Source organism: Flavobacterium amniphilum, from assembly GCF_023634845.1.
Lineage (GTDB): Bacteria > Bacteroidota > Bacteroidia > Flavobacteriales > Flavobacteriaceae > Flavobacterium > Flavobacterium amniphilum.
In genome coordinates, this window is the sequence record NZ_JAMLJL010000003.1 from 216,567 (window position 1) to 230,801 (window position 14,235).

General features: G+C 36.5%; 11 protein-coding genes. 7 read left to right on the forward strand and 4 right to left on the reverse strand.

The window, feature by feature from the left end:
• Window positions 1-69: 69 nt before the first annotated feature.
• The 3 genes from NAT51_RS04705 to NAT51_RS04715 all read left to right on the forward strand — a co-directional run bounded on the left by NAT51_RS04705 (window position 70) and on the right by NAT51_RS04715 (window position 2,055).
• The gene (locus NAT51_RS04705; RefSeq protein ID WP_250595847.1) at window positions 70-534 is read left to right on the forward strand and encodes a DUF1573 domain-containing protein; all 465 of its coding nucleotides are present in this window, start codon (window positions 70-72) and stop codon (window positions 532-534) included.
• Window positions 535-608: 74 nt separating this feature from the next.
• The gene (locus NAT51_RS04710; RefSeq protein WP_250595849.1) at window positions 609-1,487 is read left to right on the forward strand and encodes a hypothetical protein; all 879 of its coding nucleotides are present in this window, start codon (window positions 609-611) and stop codon (window positions 1,485-1,487) included.
• Between the two features lie 34 nt (window positions 1,488-1,521).
• Complete coding sequence (locus tag NAT51_RS04715) at window positions 1,522-2,055, forward strand: RNA methyltransferase (protein ID WP_250595851.1); 534 nt, start codon at window positions 1,522-1,524, stop codon at window positions 2,053-2,055.
• 3 nt (window positions 2,056-2,058) lie between these two features.
• On the opposite strand, the gene folK is transcribed toward NAT51_RS04715, so the two are convergent.
• Entirely contained in the window at window positions 2,059-3,195 is a 1,137-nt protein-coding gene (folK, locus tag NAT51_RS04720; RefSeq protein ID WP_250596238.1) for a 2-amino-4-hydroxy-6-hydroxymethyldihydropteridine diphosphokinase, read from the reverse strand.
• Window positions 3,196-3,318: 123 nt separating this feature from the next.
• Between folK and sppA the strand changes: the two genes are divergently transcribed.
• Complete coding sequence (gene sppA / locus NAT51_RS04725) at window positions 3,319-5,085, forward strand: signal peptide peptidase SppA (RefSeq protein ID WP_250595853.1); 1,767 nt, start codon at window positions 3,319-3,321, stop codon at window positions 5,083-5,085.
• Between the two features lie 133 nt (window positions 5,086-5,218).
• The gene (locus NAT51_RS04730) at window positions 5,219-7,852 is read left to right on the forward strand and encodes an AsmA-like C-terminal region-containing protein (protein WP_250595855.1); all 2,634 of its coding nucleotides are present in this window, start codon (window positions 5,219-5,221) and stop codon (window positions 7,850-7,852) included.
• A gap of 32 nt (window positions 7,853-7,884) precedes the next feature.
• Here the strand turns inward: NAT51_RS04730 and NAT51_RS04735 are convergent, their stop codons facing one another.
• Window positions 7,885-8,679, reverse strand: a complete 795-nt coding sequence (locus tag NAT51_RS04735; protein ID WP_250595857.1) for a DUF2797 domain-containing protein — start codon at window positions 8,677-8,679, stop codon at window positions 7,885-7,887.
• A 99-nt stretch (window positions 8,680-8,778) separates the two neighbouring features.
• Here NAT51_RS04735 and NAT51_RS04740 point away from each other — a divergent pair, with 99 nt between their 5' ends.
• The gene (locus NAT51_RS04740) at window positions 8,779-10,293 is read left to right on the forward strand and encodes a GH3 auxin-responsive promoter family protein (RefSeq protein ID WP_250595859.1); all 1,515 of its coding nucleotides are present in this window, start codon (window positions 8,779-8,781) and stop codon (window positions 10,291-10,293) included.
• 192 nt (window positions 10,294-10,485) lie between these two features.
• On the forward strand, window positions 10,486-12,054 hold the full coding sequence (locus NAT51_RS04745; protein ID WP_250595861.1) for an OmpA family protein: 1,569 nt from the start codon (window positions 10,486-10,488) through the stop codon (window positions 12,052-12,054).
• A 56-nt stretch (window positions 12,055-12,110) separates the two neighbouring features.
• Here NAT51_RS04745 and clpX read toward each other — a convergent pair whose 3' ends face one another.
• Window positions 12,111-13,343, reverse strand: a complete 1,233-nt coding sequence (gene clpX, locus NAT51_RS04750; RefSeq protein ID WP_250595863.1) for an ATP-dependent Clp protease ATP-binding subunit ClpX — start codon at window positions 13,341-13,343, stop codon at window positions 12,111-12,113.
• A gap of 87 nt (window positions 13,344-13,430) precedes the next feature.
• Window positions 13,431-14,117 carry an ATP-dependent Clp endopeptidase proteolytic subunit ClpP gene (clpP, locus tag NAT51_RS04755; protein ID WP_250595866.1) on the reverse strand — a complete coding sequence of 229 codons (687 nt, stop codon included), beginning with the start codon at window positions 14,115-14,117 and terminating at the stop codon, window positions 13,431-13,433.
• Between the last annotated feature and the right edge of the window lie 118 nt (window positions 14,118-14,235).

Here is a 14,235-nt window from a genome sequence, read left to right on the forward strand (position 1 = left end):
TTTTGAAGCAATTCTTAATTGTCAATTGAAATTATTTATACATTTGTTGAATCAACAAAAAAAAGATTTATGAAAAAATTTATACTTATGTTAGCTGCGGTTGCCTTTTTAGGAACGTACTCAGCATCTGCTCAGGAAACTGCCGCTAAAGCTAAAACAGAAAAAAAAGCTAAAAAAGCTAAGTTACCGAAAGTTGAAGGAGTTGGGATGGTTTTCGAAAACGAAACAATCGACTACGGAACAATCGACCAAGGCGCTGACGGAAAACGCGAATTCGTTTTAACTAACAACGGTAACCAACCACTAATCATTACTAACGCTACTGGATCTTGCGGATGTACAGTACCAACTTTCCCTAAAGAGCCGATCTTACCCGGAAAAAGTGCTGTTATCGGTGTGAAATATGACACAAACAGAGTTGGAGCTTTTACTAAAACAGTAACAGTTACTTCAAATGCAACTGCAAGTGCTTCAAAAGTATTGACTATTAAAGGTACAGTAAATGCAAAAGCTGTTGAAACACCTAAAAGTTAATTAACAGAAAACAATATAGAAAAGCTCATCTTTTGATGGGCTTTTTATTTTTATACCAATTTCAAACTGCATTCTTGAAAAAGACGCTATTATTTATATTCTTATTGGCTTACTGTCATTCGTTTGCGCAGGAGAAAGGCCGTATACGTCTCAAAAAATACTTGACCGGACATTTGTCAGACACCTTAAAAGAAACATCAGGATTGTGCTTCCTTAAGCAAAAACTTTATACATTCAATGACGGCGGCAATCTTAACAATCTTTATCAAGTTAACCCTGAAACAGGAAAGATTAATTCAATAGCAAAAACGGAACTGCCTAATATTGACTGGGAAGCCATAACCACAGACAGTACTTACCTTTATTTGGCAGATTTTGGCAACAACCTTGGAACTCGAAAGGATCTTTCAATTTATAAAATAAAAACCGAATCAGATACTATTATTAAACCCATTTCAAAAATTACATTTGAATATGAGGAACAAAAGGATTTCAGCCCCAAAAACATCCGTCATAATTTTGATGCTGAAGCCTTGATTTATTTAAATGGCAATCTACATTTATTCTCAAAAGAATGGAAAAACAAAGCCACTTCGCATTATGTAATTAACCCTAACTTATCTGAAAGGCAAAAACTGGTTAAAAGAGAAAGTTTCAAAACTAAATTTGTTGTAACCGATGCAAGCTATTTCAACCAGAAACTATATCTCATTGGTTACAACAGAAAAGGCAACTGCTTTTTACTCATTTTCAACACAAAGGATAATTCAGGAATGTTTTTCAACAATCCCTATCAAAAATACAGATTAGGTTCTTCACTCTCGATTGGACAACTCGAAGGTATAACGGTAAACGAAGAAGGGATTTATATTTCAGGTGAAGAATTTTCCCTTCCTATTATAAAGACCAAACCATCATTATACTTTATTCCGCACAACCAACTAAAAGAATAGTTCCATTTTTTCAGTTTTTGTGTAATTTTGCGGCATGAGAAAAATTGAAAACAGCGAATTAGAACGTAAATCAGTCGAAGAATTTAAACAAGCTGAAAAAACCCCAATAATTGTGGTATTGGATGACATCAGAAGTTTACACAACATCGGATCGGTATTCAGAACCGGTGACGCTTTTTTAATTGAAAAAATCTATTTATGCGGAATTACTGCCACTCCGCCCAATAAAGAAATTAACAAAACAGCTTTAGGCGCAACCGAAACTGTCGTTTGGGAATACAAAAAAGATGTATTGGAAGTAATTCAGGAATTAAAATCACAACAGGTTGATGTTTATGCGATTGAGCAGGTTGAAAACGCTATTTTCTTGGATAATTTTAAAACACAGACCAACAAAAAATACGCATTGGTTTTCGGAAATGAAGTTTTCGGGGTTAATCAGGAAGCTATAAAATTATGTGACGGCACCATTGAAATACCACAATTGGGAACCAAACATTCATTAAACATATCAGTAACTACCGGGATTGTAATCTGGGATTTATTCTGTAAGCTAAAAACAAGCTAACCATCAGCTGCCCAGTTTATTCTCAATAGCCTTCAAAATGGTAACATAATCCTCCTGACGTTTGACAAAATCAAAATCGGACACATCGATTACCAAGACATTCAAATCCGTTTGGGTTTTAATATAATCCAGATAACCCTGGTTGATTTTATCAAGATATTCGGCCGGAATTTCCTGTTCATAACTACGGCCGCGTTTTTTGATGTTTTTTAGCAGCCTTTCGGTATTTTGATACAGATACACATATAAATCAGGCTTTGGCATTTCTTTGTAAATAATATCAAACAACGTTTTATACAAACGAAATTCATCCTCCTGCAACGTTACTTTGGCAAAAATCAGCGACTTAAAAATATGATAATCAGCCACAACAAAATCGGCAAATAAATCAAATTGCGATAAGTCATCAGCCAATTGCTGGTACCTGTCGGCCAGAAACGACATTTCCAACGGGAATGCATAGCGGTTTTGGTCTTTATAAAACTTAGGTAAAAAAGGATTATCTGCAAAGCGCTCCAAAACAAGTTTCGCATTGAAATCTTCCGAAATTTTAGTAGCCAAAGTAGTTTTACCCGCACCAATATTCCCTTCAATAGCTATATAATTAACCTTATTGATATTATTTTGGGTTCCGGGCGCATTCAATTCTCCTGCAATTTCACATTTGCTGTCATCCGGACAAACCTGAATCAATTCTGTAACTGTTTTTCCCAACACCGGATGCTGCCAATCCAGTTTCAAATCAGAAACCGGCAACAAAACAAATTTCCTGTTTTGCATTTGCGGATGCGGTATGTGCAAATGATGCGCATCAGCTACCTGATCTTCAACCGAAATTATATCGATATCAATAATCCTGGCTTCATAACCTGTATTATGCTTACGGAAGCGCCCCATCTCTTTTTCGATGGCCGTGATTTTTTTTAAAATTTTCTCCGCCGAAAAAGATGAATGTACCAATAAAGCACAATTATAAAAAGCATCACTTTCAAATCCCCAGGCCGGTGTTTCATATAATTTTGACACACGCAATACCAACCCGATTCGATGATGGATCAATTCAATGCAGTTTTCGATATTTTCACGCCGGTTCCCTATATTACTGCCCAGGGAAAGGACGACTTTTTGCTGGAGACTCATATCAGCCACAAAATAACTAAAAAGAATTGTAGTATAACAGCATAATCCTGCAACTGTTAACAACTATTTCATTGTAACAAAAAAAGCTTTATTGCTACATATAGGTATAAAAATAAATTTGAAATGAAATTTTTAGGTAATGTATTGGCTACCGTTGTGGGGCTTTTTGTTTTTTGTTTTCTCTTTTTCTTCGGAATCATCATTTTAGGTGCTTTGTTCGGAGGTGAAGAACGGACAGTTGTCAAAGAAAATTCGGTAATTGAACTTGATTTATCCAAAGTAACATATGATTACGGCGGAAAATTCAACTATAAAGAAATGCCTTTTTTAAACGACAAAGGCACTAAAGAAGGCCTGACCGATGTATTACGTGCCATAGAAGCAGCTGCATCTGACGATAACATCAAAGGAATTTCAATATTAAACAACGAAATCCATTTAGGAATTGCACAAACCAAAACCCTACGTGATGAATTGGAAAAATTCAAGAAATCCGGAAAATTTGTATTGTCATATGGCAATGTATTGTCACAAAAGGAATATTACTTAAATTCAGTTGCCGACAAAGTATACCTAAACCCTGTTGGTGAAATGGATTTCAAAGGATTATCAACCGAAGTAATGTATTTCAAAGATTTCCAGGACAAAACAGGATTAAAAATGGAAGTTATCCGTCACGGAAAATACAAAAGTGCCGTTGAACCCTTCTTAGCCAGTGAAATGAGTCCGGAAAACCGTGAACAGATTACAACTTTCTTAAATTCAATCTGGAATTCAATGGCAACCGATATTTCCAAATCCAGAAATATACCGGTTGAAAAACTAAACAACATAGCGGCAGATTTGCTGGCAAGAACTCCTGAAATGGCCAAAAACAACAATTTGGTTGACATAGTTGCTTATGAAGATGTTTACCACGACGATATCAAAAAACGTTTAAAAGTAGAAGAAGAGGAAGATTATAACACAGTTGACATTTTAGACTATGCCAAAGATGTTGCCTTGGATAACGAATTCTCAACAAAAGAAAAAATTGCCATCATTTATGCTCAAGGTGAAATTGGTTCCGGTGAAGGCGATTTAAATGTTGTGGGCGAAGGTTCAATGCGACGTTCATTAAAAGAAGCCCGTGAGGACGATGATGTTAAAGCCATTGTTTTACGCATCGACAGTCCGGGAGGAAGTGCACTGACATCTGATTTAATCTGGAGAGAAATCGAAATCACCAAAAAAGTGAAGCCGGTCGTAGTTTCCATGGGTAATTTAGCAGCTTCGGGAGGTTATTACATCGCTTGCAATGCTGATAAAATTTTTGCAGAAAACAGTACGATTACCGGTTCGATAGGTGTTTTCGGAATGTTACCGAATCTTTTCAAGATCAGTGACAAATACGGTATCAATTCCGAATTAGTGGAAACCCATAAAAATGCTTCAGGCTATACACCTTTTGAACCTTTGGAAGAAGATTTCAGAAACTTTACTCAGGAAGGCGTTGAACAAGTTTACAAAACTTTCGTATCCCGTGTGGCTGCAGGACGCAAAATGACTTTCAGCCAAGTAGATGCAATTGCCCAAGGACGTGTCTGGAGCGGGTCAGATGCTTTAAAATTAAGATTAGTAGACAAAATTGGCGGAATGGATGACGCCATTGCTTATGCAGCAAGCTTAGTAAAACTTGAAGATTATTCAACCGTTGAATATCCTGAATATGAAAAAGATATTGAAGAATTATTTGGCGGAAAAGGATTCTTCAGTTTCTTAAAAACACGTGAAACATTGCTGAAAGAAGAATTGGGTGAAGAAAATTACGAAATGATACAACGCATCAAGTCACTAAATTCGAAGAAAGGCATCCAGGCTTCACTTCCTTATGAGATAGAAATCCAGTAAATACATACTAACAAAGCTGAAAAATCCGTTCTATACAAGAGCGGATTTTTTTATGAAAACTTTACAGCAGTTTTTCATTATATACCTTATTTTTGTAAGAAATGTAATTTACTCACTCCAAATCATTCGAGTTATGAAAAAGAAAATATTTATTGGCATTGGTGTTTTTCTGGTAGTCACAGTGGCGGCTTTGGCATCAATTCCTATATTCTTCAAAGACCAGATCAAAGCAAAAATCCAGCAATCCATAAACGACAACCTAAATGCCAAGGTTTCTTTTGCTGATGCCGATTTGAGTTTGTTCCGGAATTTTCCTGATGCGAGTGTATCAATTGAAAAATTATTGGTCATCAATAAAGCTCCATTTGAAGGAGATACATTGGTAGCATTTGATGAATTAAACCTTCAGATGTCTGTTACCGAATTATTCAAAGGCGAAAAAGACCCCATGACTCTGGAAGCAATTTCAGTAGAAAACGGATTAGCCAATATTCTCTTCAATAAAGACGGTGTCGGGAATTTTGACATTGCCATAAAGGATGATAAAAAAGAGGATACCAAAGAAGAAAGCAAGCCTTTCTCCATGAATATCCAAAACTATGAAGTGGAAAACTTCCGTTTCAAGTATTATGATGAGCGTTCTAAAATCAAATTGGTTATCGATAGTCTGAACCACACCGGTAAAGGGAACTTCGGGACACAAAAATTAGATTTGGACACAAAATCGACAGCCAAAATATCTATTGACATGGATAAAATGAATTACATGAATAATGTGAGTTTATCATTGGATGCCATTTTAGGAATTGATTTGGAAAAAAGCAAATACACCTTCAAAGACAATAAAGCCAAAATCAATGAATTACCGCTTGAATTTACCGGATTCATCCAATTATTGGAAAACGGTCAAGAGTATGATTTGAGTTTCAAAACCCCGACTTCCGATTTCAAAAACTTCTTGGGCTTGATTCCTGCTGCCTATGCCGGAAACCTGAGTACTGTTAAAACAACCGGTAATTTTTCGGTAAATGGTAAGGTAAAAGGAACTCTGACGGATACAACTGTTCCTAAGTTTAATATCGGAATTGCTTCAAACAATGCGTCTTTCCAATATCCTGATTTACCAAAGTCGGTACAAAACATCGTAATTGACACCAAAATCATCAACGAAACCGGAGCAGTTACCGATACTTATGTAAATCTTGATCAACTTTCATTCAAAATCGATCAGGATGTTTTCAGCATCAAAGCCAGTATCAAAAATGCCATGACCAATGCTTTGGTTGATGCTGCTTTGAAAGGAACCATCAATTTAGGCAATGTAACCAAAGCGTATCCTGTTAAACTGGACAAACCGCTTTCAGGAATTTTAAAAGCCGATGTCAAAACGAAATTCGACATGCAATCGGTGGAAAAAAACCAATACCAAAACATCCAGAATTCAGGAAACATATCACTTACTGGTTTCAATTATACCGGACCAGAAATGGCAAAACCGGTGCAAATCAAACAAGCGGTTGTAGCCTTCAATAATAACCAGATCAGATTGAACAGTTTTGATTTAAGAACAGGTGGATCAGACATTCAAATGAACGGAACATTGGATAATTTCTACGGATTTTTATTCCGAAACCAAATCCTGAAAGGAAACTTCAATATGAATTCCAATCAGTTTTTAGTGGCTGATTTCATGGAACCGGCTTCAGCAACTGCAACTAAGAAAACAGAAGAAAGTTCAGAATCCAAAACAGCTTCTTCAGGTAAAAAAGATGCTGTAAAAATTCCTGCATTTATCGATTGTGCCATTTCAGCCAAAGCAAATACAGTTGTTTATGACAACCTAACCCTGAAAGCGGTTTCAGGCAAGATGATCATCCGCGACCAGGCGGTTACACTTCAAAATGTAAAAACCAATATATTCGACGGGCAGATTGGACTTGATGGTGTTGTGTCGACAAAAGGAAACACTCCAAAATTCAACATGAGCCTGAATCTGGACAAAGTTGATATTGCCAAATCATTTACACAGCTAGACATGCTCAAAAGCATCGCTCCTATTGCCGGTGCGATAAGCGGACGTTTAAACTCCAACATCAAACTGAACGGAAACCTTGATGCTGTTGAAATGACTCCTGTACTAACTTCACTTACCGGTGATTTGTTAGGACAATTACTGTCATCAACCGTTAACGCCAACAATTCACAAATGCTGACAGCTTTAGGTTCCCAATTGAAATTCATCGATATGAAGAAAATCAATTTAAATGACATCAAAGCAGCAGTTTCATTTGACAAAGGAAAAGTTGTAGTAAAACCTTTCAAAATAAAATATCAGGACATCACTGCTGAAATTGGCGGTGCGCATGGTTTTGACCAAAGTATGGATTACAATCTGAAGTTTGACGTTCCTGCCAAATATTTAGGAAATGATGCTAATAAATTATTAGCGAAACTGACTCCAGCCGAAGCTTCAAAGATTGAAAATGTACCGATCACGGCAAAGATGACCGGAAATTTCAAAAGCCCTAAAGTAACCACTGACATGAAACAGGCTACTAATAATCTGGCCATGCAGGTTGCCAATATGCAAAAGGATAAATACCTGAACAAAGGAAAAGATGCATTAGGTGATATTTTGGGTGGCAAGAAAAAAACAGACACCTCAAAAACAACCGACCCTAAAAAGGATGCAGTTAAGAATACTGCCGGTCAGTTAATAGACGGCATCTTCGGGAAAAAGAAAAAACCGCAACAAACAACACCATAATAAAAAAGGCTCTTTTCAAGAGCCTTTTTTATTTATAATGAAATTTTAACCACATAACCTTCAAACGTCCGGACATTAAAAACCGTTCCGTCTTCAAAAATTAAGTATTGCCCTTTTATTCCGGAAAGTTTACCGGTAAATGACGGACTCTTGTCCAAATTCAGACTACTTACCTTCTTTGGATATTGCAATACTGGATATTGCAATTCGAATAATTCATTTTTATCGACATCATAGTATTCTTTTACTTCATTAGGAATTACGTACTGCAATCCTTTTCTTTCTTTCACAATATCTGCCTGTGGAATTTCACCTTTCAGCATTTTTTGCCAATTGGTTTTGTCTGCATATAAACTTTTCAAAGCTACTTCCGTTATTCCGGCTAAATAGCGGTTAGGAACCTCTACAATTGGTATTGCCTGCACAGCCCCTTGATCAATCCATCGTGTGGGCACCTGTGTTTTTCTAGTAACACCAACTTTTACCTCGCTCGACAAAGCCAGATAAACAACATGTGGCTGTAACTGAACCTTTTTCTCGTATTCCAGATCCCTGTCTTCAATATTCAAATGCGCTGTACTTAGTTCCGGTTTCATAATCCAGTCACCCGCTGCAGCACTTCCCATAAAACAATCATAACAAAAGCCCTGACGGAAAATTTTCTTCTTTTTCCCACACTCTAAACACTGATATCCCTGATGTACAATTTCCAGTTCTTTACCAAGCAATTGATTCAGGCTCAGAAAACTATTTTCAAATACTAAATAATATTGAATCGGATTGGAAAATTCAGTCTGCATCTTAGTCAGTACGCCTTCGTAAGTCATATCGGAAATAGGGTTGTTAGGTTAGGATTCTTGAAAAAATATGTTATTTTTGGTAAAGTTATGAATCTAAATCAGAAATTGTAAAACCTACACCGAAAAATGCCTCTACCAATTATAAATTCAATTGCTTCCTGGGTTTTAAAACAACGCATTCATCAAATTGAGTTATTTTTAAAATATCCGAATGAAGTACAGGAAGAGTTACTGATGAATTTGATACGGTCATCAGAGAATACGGTTTTGGGAAAACAATACGATTTTAATTCGGTCAGAACTTACCATACTTTTCAGGAGCGCGTTCCGGTTTCCACTTATGAAGATCTGGAACCTTTAATTGAACGAACCAGACGTGGCGAGCAAAATGTATTTTGGAACGAACCCATCAAATGGTTTGCAAAATCAAGCGGAACGACCAATGCAAAAAGCAAATTCATTCCGGTAAGCAACCAGGCACTGGAAGACTGTCATTATAAAGCCGGTAAAGATTTATTATGCCTATACCTTAACAATAACGAAGATTCACAATTATTTACCGGAAAAAGTCTTCGTTTAGGCGGAAGTAAACAATTGTACGAAGACAACAATACTTTTTTCGGGGATTTATCCGCAATTCTGATTGACAATATGCCCTTTTGGGCAGAATTCAGCAGTACACCAAGCAATAAAACTTCGTTGATGAGTGAATGGGAAACCAAACTGTTAGCCATTGTCAATGAAACCAAAACCGAAAATGTAACCAGCTTTGCAGGAGTTCCTTCCTGGATGATGGTGCTTCTCAATAAAGTTTTGGAAGAGACCGGAAAAACTAATCTGTTTGAAGTATGGCCAAATCTTGAAGTCTATTTTCATGGAGGCGTAAGTTTTGATCCCTATCGCGAACAATACAAAAACATCCTTCCGAAAGCCGATTTCAAATACTATGAAATTTACAATGCTTCCGAAGGTTTCTTTGGAATACAGGATTTAAACAATTCCAATGATTTACTTTTAATGCTTGACTATGGTATTTTTTACGAATTTATCCCGATGGATACTTTTGGCACGCCAAATCAAAAAGTTATACGTCTGGCTGAAGTTGAATTGAACAAAAACTACGCAGTAGTAATTACAACCAATTCCGGTTTATGGCGCTATATGATCGGCGACACCGTTCGCTTCACTTCCTTAAAACCTTACCGTATAAGAGTTACGGGAAGAACCAAACATCATATCAATGTTTTCGGAGAAGAACTTATGGTTGAAAACACTGATCAGGCTATTGCCAAAACCTGTCAGGAAACCAATTCTGAAGTTATAGAATATACCGTAGCGCCTATTTTCATGAACGGTAAAGAAAAAGGTGCCCATGAATGGATTATTGAATTCCGTAAAAAACCGGAAGATCTTTCAAAATTTGGAACGTTATTGGACGAAAACATTCAATCACTCAATTCAGATTACGAAGCTAAACGTTACAACAATATGACACTAAACCAATTAGTGATTAATGTAGCCAGAACCAACCTGTTTTATGACTGGTTGAAAAATCAGGATAAACTTGGCGGTCAACATAAAATCCCGAGACTATCCAATCAAAGGGAATACCTCGACCAATTACTCTCTTTACAACATTAACAAAAACACCATTTTTAACATATTTTCATAAATAAAACGCAATACTTACCGACAAAATACAGCTGTTTTTAAATATTCTATAGTTGAAAAAGTGCATTTCATCGATTTTTTTGCAAGATAGTCTATAAAATTTGAGCATTTAGTACTGAAAGCCATACTTTTGCGCGAAATTTTCCAGAAAATATTTTACCCATGAAAAAAATTGTTTTTTCATTACTTTTTGGAGTGGTATCCAATGTAATGAATTCACAAGATGCATTTGTTAACAATGAGGTTAATGATATAAGCCTATCCGAAGAAATAACCGAATTAGACGATAAGTATAATATTGCTCCAACAGGCATCAATTCAAAATTGTCTGATATCGGTTCAACTTTCTTTATGAACAAATACATTATGTATTCGTCAAGAAAAACAGGAGCCATTGGAGCAGGCCGTGATGAAAGTACAAATAATCCATACAATGCTTTATACTGCATGAATATGGACAAGAGCGGAAATTTATCACACCCTTATTTTTTTGCTTCTGTATTGGATTCCAAAGGGAATGAAGGCGGATTAGCCTTTACACCGGATGAAAAAACACTTTACTACACAAAAAGTAACGAAGGTAATTCGGGCAACTACTCTTTATACAAAAGAATTTTTGATGAAACCTGTCGTTGCACCTGGATTCAGGAAACATTAATTCCGTTTAGCAGTGAGAATTATTCAATTGAAAATCCTGCGGTTTCTCCTGATGGGAAGAAATTATATTTTTCATCAAACATGCCCGGAGGTTTTGGCGGATATGACTTATATGTAGCTGACATCAATGCCGAAGGCATTCCTGTTAACCCGGTTAACCTTGGAAAAAACATCAACACAACGTCTGATGAAAAGTTTCCTTACGTTGGCGGATCCAATAAAGAGTTGTACTTTTCTTCAAACGGCCATCCCGGATATGGAAATCAGGATGTTTTTGTAGCAAAAATCAGAAAAGATGGTTATTCTAATCCTTTAAATCTTGGTAAAACCATCAATTCACAGGCAGATGAAATTGCATTTATTCTTGCTACCAAAACCAAAGGTTACTTCACTTCCGACAGAAGTGGAAGTTTAGGCCTGTATGACATCTATCGTTTTGATTTACAAAAAACGCCAGTTTCTTTGCAAGGTACAGCTCATGAAAAAGTTTCCAAAATTGCATTACCAAATACTGAACTTACTTTAGTTGACGAAAACGGAAAAGAAATCCAAAAACAGGTAACTGACGAACAGGGTAATTATAAATTTAATGTCGAACCGTTGGAAATCTATTCAATAGTTGCGCAAAAAGAAGGTTACAATGCTTTTGAATTGCCGGTAACGACTTCTCCAGGAAATTCATTTGCCAATGTCGCTTTAGATCAAAAAAAGGCAGAAGTAACTAAAGAAGCAATTATTATTGAGAACATCTATTTCGAATACAATAAAGCTTCTTTGAAAAAAGAATCAACATTATCACTGAATAAAATCTATGAGGTATTGATCAGTAACCCTGAAATGAAAATTTCTGTCAATGCTCATACTGATTGTCGTGGTTCCGAAAAATACAATCAGGCTTTATCTGACAAAAGAGCAAATTCAGCTTATCAATATCTAATCAAAAAAGGAATTGAAAGTCACCGTATAAGTCCGAAAGGTTTTGGAGAATCATCATCTTTATCAAAATGCACGGAAAATTGCACGGAAAAAGAATATGATGCCGACCGGAGAATAGAATTCTTAATTATTGAATAAACAACGTTGTTAACCAAAAAAGCCTGAAGAGATCTTCAGGCTTTTTTATTTGTATTTTAGGATGCAATTTCCAATCGCTTCAATAAGTTTTTGGTCAATGCTTCTTCTACATAATGCTTATCGATATGCAGTTCTTTTTCATCTGAACCCGGAATTTCATACATCGCGTCAGTTAAGATCGCTTCGCATAAAGAACGTAAACCTCTTGCTCCCAATTTGTATTCTAAGGCTTTATCAACAATAAAATCCAAAGCATCATCCGTAATTGAAAATTCGATTTCATCCATTGCAAACAGCTTTTTATACTGCTTGATCAATGCATTCTTCGGTTCAGTCAAAATTGCACGCAATGTATTTCTGTCTAACGGATCCATATGTGTCAAAACAGGTAAACGCCCAATGATTTCAGGAATCAATCCGAATTCTTTGATATCTTTCGGAATTACATACTGCAATAAATTTGACTCATCAATTTTATCAGTCTCTTTTGATGCACTGTAACCCATCGCCTGACGGTTCAAACGCTTTGAAATGATTCTTTCAATACCGTCAAAAGCACCTCCGGCAATAAATAAGATATCCTGAGTATTCACTTCCACAAATTTTTGATCCGGGTGCTTTCTTCCTCCTTTAGGCGGAACATTCACAACCGTTCCTTCCAATAATTTCAAAAGTGCCTGCTGAACACCTTCACCTGAAACATCACGTGTAATTGAAGGATTATCACTTTTACGGGCAATTTTATCAATTTCGTCAATGAATACGATTCCTCTTTCGGCTTTTGACACATCATAATCAGCCGCCTGAAGCAAACGGGTTAAAATACTTTCCACGTCTTCCCCAACATAACCAGCCTCGGTTAAAACTGTTGCATCGACAATAGCCAAAGGAACATCAAGCATCTTTGCAATGGTTTTTGCCACTAATGTTTTCCCGGTTCCGGTTTGCCCGGCCATGATGATATTACTCTTTTCAATTTCAACTTCATCACCGTGATCCTGTTGCATCAATCTTTTGTAATGATTATAAACCGCTACAGACATAACCTTTTTGGTTTGATCCTGACCAATCACGTATTTATCTAAAAACGCCCTGATCTCTTTCGGTTTTTTCAATACCAAATCTGCACTTGATCTGGCAATTCCGCTCGCTTTCATTTCTTCCAAAACAATTCCGTGCGCCTGTTCGATGCATCGGTCACAAATATGTGAATTAATACCGGCGATCAACAAATTCGTTTCGGGTTTCTTTCTTCCGCAGAAAGAACATTCTAATATTTCTTTTGCCATTTTTTTGAGTTACAAAGTTGCAAAGTTGCAAAGTTGCAAAGCAACAAACGATGTCACTCAGCCGCTCTGTAATTTTGAAACTTTTAATTATCTTCTTAACACTTCATCAATCATTCCATATTCTTTCGCCTCATCAGCAATCATCCAATAATCACGCTCACTGTCTTTGTAAACTTTATCGAATGGCTGGTTTGAATGTTTAGCAATAATATGGTATAATTCATCTTTCAATTTCAACATTTCTTTCAAGTTGATTTCCATATCGGTTGCCACACCCTGCGCACCTCCTGAAGGTTGGTGGATCATCACTCTTGAATGCGGTAATGCCGAACGTTTGCCTTCAGCACCGGCACATAATAAAACAGCTCCCATAGATGCAGCCATACCGGTACAGATTGTTGCAACATCCGGTTTGATATACTGCATAGTGTCATAAATTCCTAAACCTGCATATACACTTCCTCCCGGAGAATTGATATAAATCTGGATATCTTTTGATGCATCCACACTTTCCAAAAACAACAATTGTGCCTGGATAATATTAGCCATATAATCATCAACCCCGGTTCCAAGGAAAATAATTCTATCCATCATTAAACGTGAAAAAACGTCCAATTGCGAAATATTCAACTGACGCTCTTCAATAATGTAAGGAGTCATACTACCAACAATTTTGTCATAGTACATACTGTTCACTCCGTGATGCTTTGTCGCAAATTTTTTAAATTGCTTCGCCATTTCGAGCGTAGCTCTTGGGTCTTTACCGTAGTTCATTCTAACGTATTTATAAGTTTGTGTATCTAATCATTACTTTACAGACTTTGTCAAGTCAAAATTCATACCTTTTTTTCTGACTGCCATTTTGTCTATAAAAAAAGCGCCAAATTGTACA

Coding starts and splice junctions, on each gene's coding strand:
- NAT51_RS04705 (WP_250595847.1), top strand. CDS start 70: ATGAAAAAATTTATACTTATGTTAGCTGCGGTTGCCTTTTTAGGAACG.
- NAT51_RS04715 (WP_250595851.1), top strand. CDS start 1,522: ATGAGAAAAATTGAAAACAGCGAATTAGAACGTAAATCAGTCGAAGAA.
- folK (WP_250596238.1), bottom strand. CDS start 3,195: ATGAGTCTCCAGCAAAAAGTCGTCCTTTCCCTGGGCAGTAATATAGGG.
- sppA (WP_250595853.1), top strand. CDS start 3,319: ATGAAATTTTTAGGTAATGTATTGGCTACCGTTGTGGGGCTTTTTGTT.
- NAT51_RS04730 (WP_250595855.1), top strand. CDS start 5,219: ATGAAAAAGAAAATATTTATTGGCATTGGTGTTTTTCTGGTAGTCACA.
- NAT51_RS04735 (WP_250595857.1), bottom strand. CDS start 8,679: ATGACTTACGAAGGCGTACTGACTAAGATGCAGACTGAATTTTCCAAT.
- NAT51_RS04740 (WP_250595859.1), top strand. CDS start 8,779: ATGCCTCTACCAATTATAAATTCAATTGCTTCCTGGGTTTTAAAACAA.
- NAT51_RS04745 (WP_250595861.1), top strand. CDS start 10,486: ATGAAAAAAATTGTTTTTTCATTACTTTTTGGAGTGGTATCCAATGTA.
- clpX (WP_250595863.1), bottom strand. CDS start 13,343: ATGGCAAAAGAAATATTAGAATGTTCTTTCTGCGGAAGAAAGAAACCC.
- clpP (WP_250595866.1), bottom strand. CDS start 14,117: ATGAACTACGGTAAAGACCCAAGAGCTACGCTCGAAATGGCGAAGCAA.